Here is a 17033-nt window from a genome sequence, read left to right as displayed (position 1 = left end):
GCACATGAAAATAAAGATTTTAATTGCAGATGATCACCACGTTGTCCGAAAAGGACTTGTCTTTTTTTTACAAACGCAGCCTGATTTAGAAGTTGTAGGAGAAGCTTCTAACGGGGAAGAAGCTATAAAGTTAGCGACATCTCTAGAGCCTCATATTGTGTTAATGGATTTATCCATGCCGGTTCTCGATGGAATCGAAGCAACAAAAGAACTAAAAAAACAAGCACCGCATATACAAGTCATGATTCTAACAAGCTTTTCAGATCAAGATCACGTGATACCGGCATTAGAAGCAGGAGCTTCAGGCTATCAGCTAAAAGAAAGCGATCCAGATGAACTTGTAGCGGCTATTCGAAAGCTAATGAACGGAGAAAATCAGCTTCATCCCAAAGTCACTACGCACTTGCTAACACGGTTAACCAAAAGCAGCGAAAAGAAAGTCAATTTTATTGATCACTTAACAAAACGAGAAAAAGACGTATTAAAAGAAATTGCAAAAGGCAAAAGCAACAAAGAAATTGGTGCTGCCTTACATATTACAGAAAAAACAGTAAAAACACATGTGTCTAATATTTTATCGAAGCTTGGGGTTCAAGACCGCACGCAAGCTGCTCTATATGCTGTTCAGCATGGAATTTCCTAACCTACGACTTTAGTTGTAGGTTTTTCTCTGTTCACCTCAGTCTATATTGGTAGCTTTCTTTCTATCAATAGCATGACGAAAAAAAGTTCAATCATCCCTATACTATACATATAACCAAACGACAGAGGGGTAGATAAATATGAATATACTTATTATTAACGGAAGTCCTAGAGAAACAGGCCGAACAACACAAGTAACGAGAGAACTTCACAAAAGCTATCAAAATTCTTTTCTAGATTTAAGTCAATTATCACTTCCTATATTCACCGGTGAACCTCATCAGTATGAAATAGAAGAAGTGAAAGTGCTGACTGAAGCAATAGAAAAAGCGGATGGTATCTTACTTGCGACGCCTGAGTACCACGGCGCTATGAGCGGAGCATTAAAAAACGCGTTTGACTTTTTAAACAGTGCGTATTTTGCACATAAGCCCGTCGCACTTGTAGCCGTATCAGGAGGAGGAAAAGGAGGTATCAATGCTTTAAACAACCTTAGAACCGTTACACGCGCTTTGTATGCGAATGTTCTATCTAAGCAGTTGGTATTAGACCCTGCAGACATCGTGGAAAAAGGAACTTTACGAAAAAACGCCGCTGACGGAATTCATGAATTAGTTAATGAGCTGACTCTGTATACACAAGTGTCTAAGCAAATTTTAGAAGCTAAGCAAAATGTTTGATGAAGGCGCTTTATAAGGACCGTCGCTTTCAAGCCGTAGTTGCTGCGAATGTTTTATCCTCTATTGGTTCCGGTATTACGATGCTTGCCATTCCTTTACTGTTAGTTGCATCTCCAGATGGAAATAAACTATTTGGCACGATTATGCTGATTATGACGGTAATTAGCTTTGTGGCTACTCCGTATATAGGTGTTCTTATTGATCGAATGTCACGAAAGAAAATGTTGTTAACCGTAGAATTGATAGGTTTTATCACGGTCATGCTATTTGTTATCGTTGGTTTTACGACAGACTATTCAACCATTCACTACATCATTTTGTACGGAACCGGAAACCTTTACTACACGTTTTTTTATCCAACGATTTTTGCATTAAATCAAGAAGTTTTTTCAAAAGATGTGTTTCAATCATTAAACAGTATTATGGAAATACAAGGCCAGCTATCGAGTATGCTTGCAGGGGCTGCAGCGAGTCTAGTCATTACCCGTTGGTCGCTTCAATGGATTTTAACAGTAGATGCAGCTACGTACATAGCTGCATTCCTTTTTCTATTGAGTATTCCATATAAACAAAGCAGTGAACGAAGCGATAAAAAACACACTGCGATGAAAGAGGGATTAGCATTCATAAAAGAAAATCGCTCGGTATCTCTTTTTTTACTGCTTTCTTTTATGCCTTTCATTGCTGTGATGATGACGAACTATTTGTTTCCTATTTATCTGACTCAAGAATTAAACGCAAGTCCAGCAGCATACGGGATTGAAAGTGCTGTATATGGTTTCGGAGCATTAACCGCAGGGATATTGATCGTATCTATTATGAAAAGAACAGGCACTGAGCTAGCTATTATGCTGAATATAAGCCTTTTTGCACTTGGAATATCGATCATCTTCTTTATGAAGCTTCTGCCCGTTTACTTTTCTATTGTGTTTCTTCTTGCTTTTGCAAATGCAGGTACAAGAGTAGCTCGAAATACGTTTATGATGCAAAAAATACCGAATATTATCGTGGGAAGAGTCGACAGCTGTTTTCGCTTTATCACGTTAGGGATTCGTATTTTATTGATTTTCTTCTTTACGTACGTTACGGCTAATGATCGTATAGGACTGGCTTTTTTAGGACTTAGCCTGCTTTTATTATCATCCGCTGTGGCAGGCTGGACGCTCTACAAAAGAAAACAACGAAAACAGTCTGCACTGCTTAAGAGTGTTTTATAATGTCTGTTGCATGTTATAATAGAAGAATTGACAAATAATGTTCAACGTTTATGACGTTGGACATTATTTGTTCTGAATAGAAATTAAACAGCAACAGCATTGACTGTTATGCGATTGGAAGATTGTGAAGCGATGATAAATAAAACATTAAACAAAGAACAATTAAAAGATTCGTACTCAAGCAGAACGTACTATAGAGGACACACGTATTACAAGCAGGGGCGTGTGCTTGATTTGGAATACAATGAACAGACCACTACGTGGACAGCATCCGTTCGAGGAGCGGAAATGTATACAGTAATGGTTGAACAAAAAGGAAATTCTTTTTATTCATTCTGCGATTGTCCTGCTTATCACGAGTTTTCAGAATGCAAACATGAAGTAGCTGTTTTATTAACCATTTGCGATGAGCGCGCAAAGCCGCAGCCAATTAAAACAAAGCCTTTTCGCCAAAGCAAAGAATACGAAAATGTAAATCATTTTATCGACTTATTTTCGAGCTATCAGCAAACCATAAGCGACCATAAGAAATATGCAGATAAAGATCCGTTGAAAGTAGAATTTATTTGCAAGTCTTACTCAGAAGAATTTTTACGTTCAGAAGGAATGTACGTAGCGCTTGAAATGAAAGTAGGCGTCGATCGGACGTATGTAGTAAAAAACATTCAAGAATTCTTAACAGACGCTAAAGAATTCCAAACTCACGAATTTACCAAGCGCTTCGAATATGATCCTGCAGAACATTTTTTTATAGAAGAAGATAAGAAAATCATTGAGATGCTGATGGATATTATGACGAATGAATCATTTTATAAAAATTCCTATTCTATGTATCGTTCGTCCGCAAATAACAGAGAACTAATCATTCCATCTATCGTAGCCAAAGAGTTATTTCAACTCCTTAAAGATCGGAACTTTACATTTATTCATGAAGGGCATTCATATGAAAATATTATCTTTGCTGAAAGTTCAGCTCCTTTTTCATTTCAAATAAATAAGCACTCGGCAGCTGGATTTGAGCTAGACTTTACGGAACTTCATCAAGCTTCATTTTTTGATCGATACGGTTGGCTATTTTTAAAAGGGACGTTTTATGAGCTATCTCAAGATCAGCGTATGCTTCTTGAAGGCCTTCGGAAAACGGCTCCTTTGAAGCCAGTCGTACCTATAGCAGAAGAGCAGATGGGCAATTTTTTATCTCACGTCGTTCCGGGACTGAAAAAAGTGGGGAAAGTGGATATCGCAAAAGAAGTATCCCATCAAATTATTGCACCTGAACTAAAAGCAAAAGTATTTATTGACCGTGAGGGTGAACAGCTGTTTGTGACGCTTCGGTACAACTACGGAGAGATTTCGATTAATCCATTTTCACCCCAGTCTGAAAAATACGATAAAATCTTGATACGAGATTTAGAAAAAGAAGAACGCGTTATGGACTTAATTGAAACGGCTCCTTTAAATATTTATAAAAACCAGCTGTACTTAAATCAAGACGAATACTCTCTATATGAATTTTTGTTTCATATTGTTCCAAAGCTTGATGAAATAGCGGATGTGTATATTACGGATGAGATGAAAGATTATGCTTATACGGATTTTTCTGCGCCAGTAACAACGGTTGACATTCAAAATAGCAATGGGCTATTAGAAATTAATTTTGATTTAGGAGACATTGATCATCAGACCGTTCAAGATGTTTTAAAATCTGTCTTAGAAAAGAAAAGCTATCATCGTCTAGATAACGGTGCGTTTATCCCTCTTGAAAATGAGGGCTTTGAACATATTCAAAATCTGTTTCGGGAGCTGAACGTAACGGAAAAAGATTTAAAGGATAACTCATTGCAAGTACCTTTATACAGAGGAATGCAAGTGGAAGAAATTATGAGTGCAGGTGATAAATCAGCGGCTAAGTTTGGCTCAGCATTTAAAACATTACTTACACAGCTCAAATCTCCAGAGGAAATGGATTGGGAAGTACCGGAATCCTTACAGGCATCCCTGCGTGATTATCAGCGTAATGGATTTAAGTGGTTTAAATCTCTGTCTCACTACTCTTTAGGAGGCGTACTGGCTGATGATATGGGGCTTGGAAAAACGCTTCAAAGCATTGCCTATATCTTATCTGAAAAAGAGCTTGATGAAGACAGCAATGCCTTTTTAATTGTTGTGCCGGCTTCCTTGATTTATAACTGGCGCAACGAATTGGAGAGATTTGCACCCAATTTAACGGTTCAAACCATTACAGGAACGCCGAGTGAGCGTGAGGAGAAGCTAAAACGCACAGCTGACGTATGGATCACATCTTATCCAACGCTGCGTCAAGATATTGATTTGTATCAGCACCTTCATTTTCATGCTTTAATTCTAGATGAGGCTCAGAGTATTAAAAATCATACAACAAAGACAGCAGTAGCTGTTAGGACTATTTCAGCTAAAAAACGTTTTGCGCTGAGCGGTACGCCTATTGAAAACTCCCTTGACGAGCTTTGGTCAATATTCCAGACTATTCTTCCGGGTTTATTTCCAGGGCTTCGCCAGTTTAAAAACATGTCATCGGAGCAGGTCAGCCGAATTGTAAGACCATTTTTACTGCGACGAGTAAAAAATGATGTGTTAAAAGAACTGCCTGATAAAATTGAAACCACTCATTTATCTGAGCTGACTAAAGAACAAAAAGAGTTGTATGTAGGCTATTTAGAGCAGTTAAAATCATCTTTAGCCGGTGAAGATTTTAATAAAAACCGAATGAAGATCTTGGCGGGATTAACAAGACTTCGCCAGATTTGCTGTCATCCGTCTTTATTCGTTGAAAATTACGAAGGGTATTCAAGCAAATTAGAGCAGCTGCTTGAGATTACAAGAAATGCGGTTGCCAACGGAAAACGCTTGTTAATCTTTTCTCAGTTTACAAGCATGCTTCATATTATTCGAGAAGAGCTTCAAAAAGAAAATCTCTCATACTTTTATTTAGACGGTCAAACACCATCAAAAGAACGAGTGGAAATGGCGGATCGGTTTAATAATGGAGAACAAGACATTTTCTTAATTTCATTAAAAGCCGGAGGCACGGGTTTAAATTTAACGGGAGCCGATACGGTTATTTTATATGACTTATGGTGGAATCCCGCGATTGAAGAACAAGCGGCAGGCCGTGCACACCGCATTGGACAAAAAAATGTTGTGCAGGTCATCAAGCTTATTTCTCAAGGAACCATCGAAGAAAAAATTTACGCCTTGCAGCAAAAGAAAAAAGAACTCATCGAACAGGTTATTCAACCGGGAGAAACAATGCTTTCTAGTTTGACAGAAGAAGAGCTCCGAGAACTGCTTAGTATGTAGTAAAGGATGTGTGAGGAATGAAAAAATGGGCGTTTGTATCAGATTTTGATGGAACGATTTCAAAAAAAGATTTTTACTGGATTGTGATTGAAAAGTATTTTCCAGAAGGTGAAGAGCTTTTCCGCCGGTGGAAAGCAGGAGAAATGAAAGATATTGATTTTTTATCTACTGTTTTTCAATCCATTCACCAAGAAGAACCGAAAATTTTAGAAGAAGTAGCGAATATTCCAACTGATAAATACGTGCCCGCTTTTATTAAAACTGTTCAGGAAAACGGCGGAGATTTTTATATTTTAAGCGCTGGAACAACGTACTATATTAAACCGCTGTTAGATAAATACGGTGTTGAAAAAGTGGAAGTTTATTCGAATGAAGGATATTTCCATCAAAACAACGTTCACTTGCGTCTAGATCCTGCTCACAGATGGCATTCAGAACGATACGGTATTGATAAATCTGCTGTTATTCAAGAACTAAAAGAGGCATACGAAACGATTTATTTTGCTGGAGACAGCGAACCGGATTCACATCCCGCAAAACATGCAGATGTTACCTTTGCGAAAGATTCTTTGCAAGATTTACTGCGCGAACAAAACGTTTCATTTGTTCCGGTTGAGACATTTAAAGATATTGAGCAATATTTGATGCAACATAATGTAATAAAAAAGGCATAAAAACAGCGGTATTATTTGATGACTTCAAATAATACCGCTGTTCCTATTCCGCCTCCGCTTCCTAAAGCCGCTACGACATATCGCACGTCACGGCGCTTGCTCTCATAAAAAAGACGCGTAGCTAAAATAGCTCCTGATGCTCCGTAAGGGTGTCCTAGGGTCAACGCTCCTCCGCGAATATTCACTTTCTCTTCTCGTATTCCCAGTTCTTGCATGCAAGCGACTATTTTAACGGCAAATGCTTCATTGATTTCAAATAAGTCAATATCATCTACCGTAAGAGAATTTCGCTTCAAGATATTTTTAATCGCAGAAACGGGCGCAATAGCAGGGTAAAGAGGTGACACTCCTGAAATATCAGCGTCAATAAAACGCAAAACGGGCTGAAAGCCTAAAGCGCGTGCTTTTTGCTCTTCCATCACAAGCGTAATGCAGGCTCCGTCGTTAATTCCACAGCTGTTGGCTGCGGTGATGGTGCCTTCATTTTTTAAAAAGACGGGGCTGGCTTTTTGAAGAAGCTTCGTTAGGTTTCGTTTTTTCATAAATGCTTCATCGTGCATCACGTTTGGAAGAGGAAGCGTTTCTTCTTCAAACCATCTTTTTTCAAAAGCCTCCCAGCTTCTTTTATGACTTAAAAGAGCATATCTGTCCTGCTGATCTTTAGATATATTGTATCGCTGAGCTACGTTTTCTGCTGCAATTCCCATGTCAGGGTCACCAATTTTATCAGGAGAAAAACGTGCTCGTTTTTCAAAAGGAGAAGTACTTGTACTTTCAACGCCTCCAGCTAAATAGCACGTTCCTGCACCTGCTTTTATCAAATAGCTGGCCATTCGAATCGCCTCTAAGCCAGCTCCGCACTGACGATCAATGGTCATTCCCGGGATAGAAAAAGGGAGGTCCGCTTCTAAAGCGGATAACCTGGCTACATTTCCTCCTGGACCTACAACATTTCCTAAAATAACGTCATCAATTTCATGTTCAATTCCAGCGCTAAGCTGTTTTAATAAAGGAGCTGCTAGCTCTTGAACATGAAAATCTTTCAGTAGACCTTTTTCTTTTCCAATGACCGTACGCTTCGCTTTTACAATTGCTGCTTGATAGATAAGTCATCACTTCCTTACATAGAAGCCGTGTTCGAACGGCCAGGTACCGCTACTGCTTTTCGAACTTTTGTAATTAAATAAGCCGCGACCGCTGCTTTTATACAGTCACCTGGAAGGTAAACAAAGCTTAGCTGAAGGGACTTCAGAAACGGAATGTGAAGCTGCATTGCCTGCACAGGAATACCACAGGCATAGACTAACACAATCCCAAATAACACATTGACAGCAAAAACTTTTGCAACCGTTACATTTTTTAACTTTGTTAACGTCCAGCCAATAAAGAAAGCGGCAAACACATAGCCAATGATATATCCAGCACTCGGACTCAAAAATACCCCAATTCCTCCGCGTCCTCCAGCAAGTAAAGGAACGCCAGCTGCTAGCAAACATAAAAAAAGAAATTGACTTAAAGCTCCTAATCTAGCGCCAAGAATTCCTCCCGACAGCATAACACCCATAGGCTGAAGAGTAATTGGAACAGGTGTAAAAGATAAAAAAATAGGAGGGACGAGTCCTAGTGCTCCCATTATAGCCGTGAATAAAGCAACGTACGTCATATCTTTTGTTTTCATCGTAAACCTCCGCTATGTAGGATAAAACATGACTATCGTATCTTATTAAACTTAAATTAGTCAACTTAATTTTTATTAAAGTTTACATTTTTCTTTTCTCAAACCCGTATTTACGGTACACTAAAAGTAAAATAAAAAGGAGCTTACGGAGTAATGAATCGAATTGAAGAACTAGTTTTTAATCAGTGTCAACAAACGCCGGACAGACTCGCACTATCGGATTCTGTTAATAAGTTAAGCTACGGTCAAATGTGGAATCGTGTATGTAAAGCCGAAAAACGGCTGAAAGAAAAAGGGATGGAAAAAGGAGAGCTCGTTGCTTTAAGCATGCCAAACAATGCAGAAGCTGTTGTGTCATTTTTAGCGATTTTAAAAGCCGGTGGAATTGTGCTGCTTTTACATAATGAGCTAACAGATGCTGAAGTAGATACCTATTTTTCTATTCAATCCCCGAATTGGCTATGGAAAACGTCTTCTTTAACTAACATAACAAAAGAAAAACCAATCCTGCCCGTACGGCAAGTCAATGCACTGTCCGATCTATTTTTATTTGGATTTACCTCTGGGTCAACAGGGAGACCGAAAGGATTTGTAAAATCGCATTATTCTTGGTCTTCATCATTTCAAGAATGGTCGGACGTATTTTCTTTACAGAAACATGAAAAAGTACTTATCCCCTTACATATTTCGTATTCCGCCCAGCTTTATCCGGTTTTGCATGCGCTTTGCAGCGGCATGCATGCTATCATGCTAGAAGCGTTTACACCTTCTGCTGTTTTTAACAAGGAAGCTAGCTGTATGTCTATTACACCCGCGTTAATTTCTCCTTTGCTTCGTTATGTACAAAGCAGACCGAAAGAAAAACGACTTTTGCCAAAAACCGTGATTTCAGTAGGAAATAAATTATCGCCTTCCGTTCGAAAGAAATTTTCACGAGCGTTTTCTAACTCCTCTCTTTATGAATATTACGGATCTTCTGAAATGGGATTTGTTACGGTACTTTCACCAGATACCGCTGAAACGCTGCCTCATACAGTAGGCTATCCTGTTGACAGTGTAGACGTTTTAATCCTGAACGAACGTGGAAAAGAAGTAGAAAAAGGAGACAAAGGAATACTGTTTGTGAAAACAACTCAAGCATTTGAAGGGTTTGTTAATGACAGCGAAGAAACGAACCGCTCATTTTTTAACGGATATGTTACATCGCATGATATTGCGGTTCAGCTTCCAGACGGAAACATTACCATCGTAGGAAGAGACAAAAATGTAATCAAAAGCAGCGGAAGCTTAGTATATGCTGAAGAAATTGAAGAGCTGCTACTACAAATACCGGGCGTTAGCGAAGCAGCTGTCTTTAGCATAGTAGATGCTGAACGTTCAGAAGTCGTAGGTGCAGCAATTGTCTTAGAGAACATTTCTCTTTCTGATGTGAGACAAGCACTGTCAAAACGAGTATCCCCTTATAAAATCCCGCGCGTATGGAGAGTTTTAACGTCCTTTCCGCGAATGAAAAATGGTAAAATTGACAAAGCAACGATATACAGCTACTTTACAGAGAAAGAAGGGAAGACATATGATTTCATTTGAACCCGTTACAGCTGACACGATGTATATTGTGTCAGAGATTATCAATTCAAACGAAGCTTATAACGTGTTAGAAAACGGCAAGAAAGAGCGGAGGGAAGAAGAACTTTTTAAAGAATATATGAATGAAAAAACAGACAGTTATTTTATAAAAGCCGACGATACATACGTAGGGGTTATTGATTACATGAAGCAAAATCCTAACGATGATCATCCGTGGATTGGAGCTTTTATTATTCATAGCGCCTATCACAATTTCAGTTTCGGAACGCAAGCGTATCTAGCGTTTGAAGACAAGCTAAAAGAAGAGGGAATTTCCGTTCTACGTCTTGGGGTTCTGTCTCAAAATCCTAGAGCCAAGCTGTTTTGGGAACGCCTTGGTTTTACCCAGTACGCCACTAAGCCGCTGCATCATAATCAAGTTAACTGTTTGGAAAAAGGGCTGTAAAAAAATCCGTGGATTATATCCGCGGATTTTTTACTGTACTGGAATGCAAATGGAAGAGGTCCGTATTTTCACGTGGTAGATGGGTTAAATCCTTATAAAAAAGGTAGATATGATTAAAGAAGCACCCATTACCCAGAAAATCGTTCAGGATACAAAAAGCGAGGGAAGAACAATAGATAACTATTTAAGAAAAGAAAAAATAGCTGAATTAAAGAGAAAAAACTACTTAAAAAGAGCTGAAGAAGATTTCAAAAAAAGCATTCCAGATATTTCATCGTTTGAGATAAATAACGAAAAAGTTTACCTGGACAAACTAGAGTTTATTTATTCGTCGAAGCTTAAAATTAAGGCATTCTTCAAACATGATGAACAAAGAATAAAAGTTGAATTAGAAGAATTTCAAAACAAAATAAAGGGTTATCTCAATCAAAAAATTGTAATTTATAATGGTAGAAAACATGAACAATTGCCTAATTTAACAATTGAATTAAAAGATTTTTATGAAAGCTTAGAAAGTGTATTATATTATACAGAAGCTAATAATTCTGGAGCTTATTTCTGGTTCATACTCATAAATGTTGATGAGAAATTTGGCATTTTCATCAGTGAAGATGAGTATGGAATGGACTCAATTTTCTATTGGGGAATTGAATAAGGAAGATTAAATTACAATGTTTAATAAAAACTGCACCTTCGATTATTTTAAATCTAGGTCCAGTTTTTTTGTACTTATGGGTTTTCACATGATTAAGGGTGTAAAACACCGTATGTAAATAAAGCTCTTTCAATATAAAGAAATAATGAGAGAAGATACTATTAATTAAATAAGGTGCGTTTTTTTAGATATGACTATAATCAATTATTTTTCATCTCAAGCTGGCCACATTTCTTTTTCAAAACTTATATTAAAAGTTTGATGTAGAATCCTACTATTTTTAAGCTATTTGTTCTAACACACTATCAAGATTCGATTTGAATCCATCATTTTTTCCTAACAAGAACGTTCGCAAAGTTTTATGTGTTTTAGAGAGCGTTCGTATAATATTTCAAAACTTAAACGAACGGTGAAAATGATAGATTGTCTATATAAATCAAAAGTTCGCAAAAGTATACTTTTATGAACGTTATAATTCTCTAATTTATGGAATATCTAGAATGTGGTAAATTTAAACAGAAGATTGATAATGTACTTGGTTATATTTCTAATCAAGAATTAGGGAGGAAATATACATGAAGAAAGTGTTGGTCTTTATTACAGATGGTTTTGCTGATTGGGAAGCCAGTTATGTGACAGCTGAATTAAATAAACCGGAAGCAGGATTCCAAGTTCAAACAATTGCAATTGACAAAAATCCTAAAGTTTCAATGGGGGGATTGACTGTTCTTCCAGATTACAGCTTACAAGACTTTTCTTCTAAATTAGAATTTTTTATGTTAATTATTCCTGGAGGAACTGGATGGAGAGAAGAGAAAAATCATCAGATAAAGAAACTTGTGAGTTTTTGTTTTGAACGTAATATTCCTGTTGCAGCGATTTGTGATGCAACTACCTTTTTAGGTAATTACGGGTTTCTTGATCAAAATAAACATACAGGAAATTCATTACCTTATTTAAAAGAAGGAGCCCCTAATTATCGAGGTGACAAAAACTATATAGAAGCACAATCTGTTAGTGATGGTTGCCTAATTACAGCTAACGGTAGTGGTGCACTAGAATTTTCAAGAGACATTCTAAGTAAATTGGATGTTTTAAAAGGGAAAGAGTTAGAAGAATGGTACGCTTTATTTAAAAATGGTTTTATTAAAAAATAGTTGCATAGATGTCTGGATGCTCATTAATAAATTTGTCTCTTTAAAGGTATTGTATAAAGTAAGAAAAAAATTAGATACCTGCATTTAATACGCAGAGAAACGCTCTCTGAGAAAATCAAGTTTGATTTTGTGTATACTAGATCATTCGATGCAAATTTCAGCACTTCGGAGCTTTAGAAATTTTAATGTCTTGTTATCATGGGCTTTTTAAAAAGTCCCTTTGGTCAGTTAGTTAGTACTAAGATTCTTATAAAAGCTTTTTTGTGGCTACATGGGAGAACCTTGATTGGCCTGGATATAAAGTACCAAAGAGAGTAGCTGTTTACCAACAGCTACTCTTTTAAAGTTTAAGGTCTTTTTTATCGTGGATGTCCTTATTAAATTTAATTAGAGGATACTTATCTATAAAGCGATATAATTACTTTAGTTGGATAAATTAATCAGAAAGCGAGGTAAGCACATGGGACTTGATATTGAGATGTACGGTAAAGAAGATCGGTTTCTTGATTTTAAAGAAATTGAGGGGTCATTACATGATGCTCTGTTTCACACAAATAATAATTGGAGAAGTTATTTGTATTTAAGAAAAATTAGAGATTACTATTTGACTAACGTAGAATTTGATCGAGACGAAATTGATCAATTTATAAAGGATTTAGAGAACATAAAAATATTTATCCCTGGAGATTATCATCCGGCATTGAGCAAATTAATAAAAATATTAAGTAATCATGAAATCCAAAAAATATCTATATTAGGAGACTAAAAGAAAATTGGAGGTAATCTATGAAAAACTGGGAACTGAAAGATACCGATCAGTTAGAAAAAGAATCTAATTGGAACGCAGCAAGGAATAAGTTATATCATAATTGGAAAGAAAATCCCCAGGACTTAAAGGTTTTTCTCAAACTTAGCTTTTTGTGTTGGTATTTAGTTGTAGAATGGGGCGTAGAAAACACGAGTAAAGTACAAGAAAGTGATTATGATGACTATGAAGAATTGCTGCAGGAACTTTATCATTATGGAATCATCCATTTTAAAGAAGATGCATTTTTTAATGCTGTTTTTGGTTTTATGATTGAGTTGTTTCCAGAATACTTTGGAGAAGATTATGATAAAACGAAAGAGTTCGGTGACTCACTGATTAATAAATCCTTCAATTTGAACAAAGAAGATCCATTTATAGAGCTTATTTACCTTTCCGGACGAACTCCATCCAGAAATCCGGCTTATAGTAACGCAGTAGAAAAGCATTTTACCACTGTTAAGAATATGCTTAAAGGGACGGGTGTTTTTCAAGAATATTTTAGCTACATGCTGCTACCTAATAGAAATCAACTTTAGTATCTGATTAGGTAGAAATTATGTTGTATTAACGTCCAGAGCTTGTAGAATGTATAATCCTATAAGCTTGTTTTGTGCCTATGGTTAATTTTATGATTTTAGGGACTTATTAAAGCAAGTAAATATTAAAAGTATTTGGAGACGACGAAATGAAATTTTGGAAAGAAACTGCTGAAGATACATACAGATTAAACTCTCTTACAGAACAAGATATTAAACAAGCAGAATTATTTTTTAATGTGTCTTTACCAAAAGAGTATCTTGATTTGCTTAGATTACAAAATGGAGGATAAATTAACTGCAATTCTCATCCATGTCCTATTGCTACTTCTTGGGCTGAAACACACGTAAATGTAGATTTTATCATGGGGATTAGTAAAGAAAATGGCATTCTTAAAACTCCATATTACTTAAAAGAATGGGGAATTCCTCAAGGGTTCATACTCTTTAGTGGCGAAGGTCATACTTGGCTTGCATTCGATTATCGGCACGTAAGAAGTAATCCACCTATTGTATATATCGATAATGAAATAAATCAAATAATTAAGATAGCTAATTCTTTTGACTTGTTTTTAAGTGGATTATATATTGAAGATGCTTTTAGTAATGAAGAAGAACTAAATGATAATTTGGAATGGGATTATACCAAAACAGATCTAGAGAGATTAATGCTAACTAATGATATTGATCAATTAAAAGGCGCATTAAGTTATATAACACAAGAAATCGTAGATTTTTCAGAGAATCCAATAGACATTAAGTGGTTAGGAGACAAGTTCTTGAATCTTAGTAGCCATTTTGATGAGAATGTGAGGATTGAAGTAGCTAACTTAGTTTGGAATTTCTTTATGGATGTATGCGAAAGTGAGATCCTTCAGCAATTAATGAGTAGGTTTGAACGTGACTCTGATAGTGATGTTAGAGCATATGTTGGAGATATTAAAGAAAAGCTATTAGAAAATGAGTCTTAATATGGAATAAGTTCTTTAGATTAGATAGCATGTCGTTTTAATGAGGTATATTTAAACATGATCAAGCTTTATTCTAAAGTGACATGGATTCGCTGTACGAACGATAAATTTAACACCTCAACAAGCCCTTGTTACACAAGGGCTTGTTGAGGTGTACCAGAAGAGGTATTATGTTAACTAATTTTGTATATCATGTTCACCTTGAAAGATTTAAAATTATGTTACAGAGGTGATGACAATGTATGAGTTTCTAGAAGAAGAAATAAAAAATATATACCAAGATGATAATAAGAAATTACGAACAAAAACAGTAATGTATGGGAAACTCGAACATAGATGGCATACGTATCTACACCCTAGTTTGACAAGGGAAGAGGTAAAAGAGTTTGAGTCAAGGGTAGGAATTAGCTTTCCTTCAGCATATAAAGAATTTCTTTCTTTCTACAATGGTTGTTACTTATTTGATTTATTAAGAATGGGTGGAAAAGAACTTGAAAGTTATAAAGGCTTGACTATTGAAGAACAAGTACGTTCTACTGTTGATGTAGAGGATATTCAAGGGATACATTTGAGAAAGCGTACGCCTAAAGAACATTTCATTTTTGCAGATTCTTTGGTGAAAAATACTTATTATGTAATGAATAAGGATGAAAATGTAGTGGAAGTTGATTGTAAAACAAAAAAAGTAATAGAAAGCTACGATACTCTTAAAGATTTTATTGTCCAGATTGTTCAAGAAGGTAAAGATAATATAGCTAATGAGATATATTTTGAATTTAAATAATCACATAGTTTGATTTAAAGGGAATAAACCTGTAATTTAGTCTATTTACATGGCAGAATATAAAGGTTACAAAGGAAAAGGTAGAGATGAATGTAAATAACAAACGGTTTTTAGCTAAGTATGAACCTGCATCAAAAGTAGGGGCTTATAAGTGGGACTATAAATTTGATAATAGCATTGAAGCAATGCGGTTAGTAAATAGATATCTAATTGAAAAAAATAGGCTATTCTCGTTTTTGAGTAATAATGGTTACTTTTTTTATATTCTGCAGGCTGTTGAGGGCCAGAGTAAAATACAAAAACTATTATATGAAAGAAACCTTCAAAAGAATGGATTTAAAGAGTTAGACTATTCTTATGTAAAGGACGAAAAGGATTACACACCTTTTGTGTCGGAAGAGATTCGAACGATTAAATATTGTTATAAGAACTTAACTAAGTATGATGATGAACAATTCACTCTTGATCTGTTTAACAAAAGTTTAGATACAGTTATTTTATTTTCTGAAGAAGACATTTCTAAAAATTTAATAGTTGATTATTTAAAAAATGAGGAATCACATCTTTGGAGAAATAAAGAAGCAGGTGGAATACTTAATTTTTTAAGCGAGAAAAGGATAGGTTTAATATATAAACATGGTTATTTTTTTCATGAAGAAGCTACTGCACGACCAGAATTAGAAGAAATGGTATTTATATGTTACGTTCCTTGGATACTAAATTAGTTAACAAAATAAAAAGCCACCCATTATTTGCAGGACAGGTGGCTTTTTACTATAAAATGCATGTGCAGACATATAATAACACATTTTTTACCTTACGGACTATATTTTTCTGTACGAGCATATGAATAAAACGTTCGCTTTTTATACATGTCTCTTACCTCCGTCTTCAAGAGAAACCTTGTGAGATCAACGATGTATAAAAAGCTGCATAAGCGATAAAATTAAAAAGCAAACGAGCCCTTGTGTACCAAGGACTCGTTTTTTTGATGTGTTCCGGAAAGAGTGTTTATGTAAACTATCTTTGTATAGAGTATACAGGAAAAATATCATTTAAAATAAGAATGTTTTGTATAATGTATTTCTACGATCTCAATTGTAATATTTAGTTTTAAACAAAAAACGGGAGTAAGATAATACTATGAAATGGACAAAAGTAAAAGGAAATATAGAGAGTTTAATTTGCGATAAATTAAAACACAGATTAAGTATCCATTTGACGCAATATAATGTTTCTCTTGGTGAGCAAAAGCGTATATGGATTACTCTAAATAAAAAGGAAGTCTTCAATGCGTCTTCAGCAAATTATTTAATGGAACATGATAAACTTTGGGCGGAAATAAGAAAGAAGACTGAGAAACCTTTTCCCGACTGTTTATATGAATGTTTTCCACAGTTTATTGGCAAGACGAACGATTCAGACTACACTGCAGTGATTCTAGAGGATAAAGGTATCTTTAATGTCGATCTAGTTTATGATGCATTTATTGAGTATCCTCAACTATCCATTGACAATGCTTTAAATTCTGAGAGTGTTATTATCAAAGCCTTTGCACTGTTGGATAAAAGGCTAGGTAAGAGAAAGTTAAAAAATTTGAGATACAGTTCCAGTGTTCATCCATTAATCTTAGCGTTTTACAAATTGAGATGTGAAGTTGAAGGGATTATGACCTTTGAAGACATACCTAATTACTAAAAAAGGCTCTTTTCAGAGCCTTTTTTGGTGCTGGTAATCTGGATTATGGTGCGACAAGAAGTCGCTTTCTTACAGTGTAGCTAACGCTACTCATCTAGACGCAAAGACGATCTCCATCCGAAACGGCATTCTTGGTAACGAGTCTGTCGGTTGCATGAGGAA

16 protein-coding genes and 1 pseudogene are annotated in these 17033 nt (G+C 35.8%); 15 read left to right on the top strand and 2 right to left on the bottom strand.

Annotated elements, in window-relative coordinates; genetic code table 11:
* Positions 1-4: 4 nt before the first annotated feature.
* The 5 genes from ACNHOZ_RS06700 to ACNHOZ_RS06680 all read left to right on the top strand — a co-directional run bounded on the left by ACNHOZ_RS06700 (position 5) and on the right by ACNHOZ_RS06680 (position 6552).
* Positions 5-643, top strand: coding sequence for a response regulator (locus tag ACNHOZ_RS06700; protein ID WP_033579092.1), 639 nt, complete (start codon positions 5-7; stop codon positions 641-643).
* A 139-nt stretch (positions 644-782) separates the two neighbouring features.
* The gene (locus ACNHOZ_RS06695) at positions 783-1322 is read left to right on the top strand and encodes an NADPH-dependent FMN reductase (RefSeq protein WP_168760830.1); all 540 of its coding nucleotides are present in this window, start codon (positions 783-785) and stop codon (positions 1320-1322) included.
* The gene (locus ACNHOZ_RS06690) at positions 1322-2539 is read left to right on the top strand and encodes an MFS transporter (protein ID WP_063247920.1); all 1218 of its coding nucleotides are present in this window, start codon (positions 1322-1324) and stop codon (positions 2537-2539) included. Before ACNHOZ_RS06695 ends, ACNHOZ_RS06690 begins: the two co-directional genes overlap by 1 nt.
* Before the next feature lie 132 nt (positions 2540-2671).
* Positions 2672-5878: a DEAD/DEAH box helicase gene (locus ACNHOZ_RS06685; RefSeq protein WP_221834046.1), complete on the top strand. Its 3207-nt coding sequence runs from the start codon at positions 2672-2674 to the stop codon at positions 5876-5878.
* Positions 5879-5895: 17 nt separating this feature from the next.
* A complete protein-coding gene (locus ACNHOZ_RS06680; protein ID WP_168760828.1) occupies positions 5896-6552 on the top strand; it encodes an MtnX-like HAD-IB family phosphatase in 657 nt (218 codons plus the stop codon).
* An 11-nt stretch (positions 6553-6563) separates the two neighbouring features.
* Here ACNHOZ_RS06680 and ACNHOZ_RS06675 read toward each other — a convergent pair whose 3' ends face one another.
* A complete protein-coding gene (locus ACNHOZ_RS06675) occupies positions 6564-7658 on the bottom strand; it encodes an acetyl-CoA C-acyltransferase (protein WP_168761376.1) in 1095 nt (364 codons plus the stop codon).
* 14 nt (positions 7659-7672) lie between these two features.
* Positions 7673-8230 (bottom strand): biotin transporter BioY, encoded by a 558-nt coding sequence (locus ACNHOZ_RS06670; RefSeq protein WP_048019272.1) that lies wholly within the window; start codon positions 8228-8230, stop codon positions 7673-7675.
* A 153-nt stretch (positions 8231-8383) separates the two neighbouring features.
* Between ACNHOZ_RS06670 and ACNHOZ_RS06665 the strand changes: the two genes are divergently transcribed.
* The 10 genes and pseudogenes from ACNHOZ_RS06665 (at position 8384) to ACNHOZ_RS06620 (ending at position 16871) form a co-directional block, all read left to right on the top strand.
* Positions 8384-9817, top strand: a complete 1434-nt coding sequence (locus ACNHOZ_RS06665; protein ID WP_447697074.1) for a class I adenylate-forming enzyme family protein — start codon at positions 8384-8386, stop codon at positions 9815-9817.
* Entirely contained in the window at positions 9804-10262 is a 459-nt protein-coding gene (locus ACNHOZ_RS06660; RefSeq protein ID WP_048019274.1) for a GNAT family N-acetyltransferase, read from the top strand. Before ACNHOZ_RS06665 ends, ACNHOZ_RS06660 begins: the two co-directional genes overlap by 14 nt.
* A 109-nt stretch (positions 10263-10371) precedes the next feature.
* The gene (locus ACNHOZ_RS06655; RefSeq protein WP_063247923.1) at positions 10372-10917 is read left to right on the top strand and encodes a YxiF family protein; all 546 of its coding nucleotides are present in this window, start codon (positions 10372-10374) and stop codon (positions 10915-10917) included.
* Positions 10918-11492: 575 nt separating this feature from the next.
* Positions 11493-12074 carry a type 1 glutamine amidotransferase family protein gene (locus ACNHOZ_RS06650; protein ID WP_048019276.1) on the top strand — a complete coding sequence of 194 codons (582 nt, stop codon included), beginning with the start codon at positions 11493-11495 and terminating at the stop codon, positions 12072-12074.
* 460 nt (positions 12075-12534) lie between these two features.
* Entirely contained in the window at positions 12535-12840 is a 306-nt protein-coding gene (locus ACNHOZ_RS06645; RefSeq protein WP_048019277.1) for a hypothetical protein, read from the top strand.
* Positions 12841-12860: 20 nt separating this feature from the next.
* Entirely contained in the window at positions 12861-13418 is a 558-nt protein-coding gene (locus ACNHOZ_RS06640; protein ID WP_048019278.1) for a hypothetical protein, read from the top strand.
* A 149-nt stretch (positions 13419-13567) separates the two neighbouring features.
* Positions 13568-14389, top strand: a pseudogene (locus ACNHOZ_RS06635) (SMI1/KNR4 family protein).
* 238 nt (positions 14390-14627) lie between these two features.
* On the top strand, positions 14628-15173 hold the full coding sequence (locus tag ACNHOZ_RS06630; protein ID WP_048019280.1) for an SMI1/KNR4 family protein: 546 nt from the start codon (positions 14628-14630) through the stop codon (positions 15171-15173).
* 86 nt (positions 15174-15259) lie between these two features.
* A complete protein-coding gene (locus ACNHOZ_RS06625; RefSeq protein WP_255901079.1) occupies positions 15260-15898 on the top strand; it encodes a hypothetical protein in 639 nt (212 codons plus the stop codon).
* Between the two features lie 418 nt (positions 15899-16316).
* A complete protein-coding gene (locus ACNHOZ_RS06620) occupies positions 16317-16871 on the top strand; it encodes an SF0329 family protein (RefSeq protein WP_048019282.1) in 555 nt (184 codons plus the stop codon).
* The last annotated feature ends 162 nt before the right edge of the window (positions 16872-17033 follow it).

It is taken from the genome of Priestia sp. D51 (genome assembly GCF_053345675.1).
This window is presented reverse-complemented; position numbering and strand designations above follow the sequence as displayed.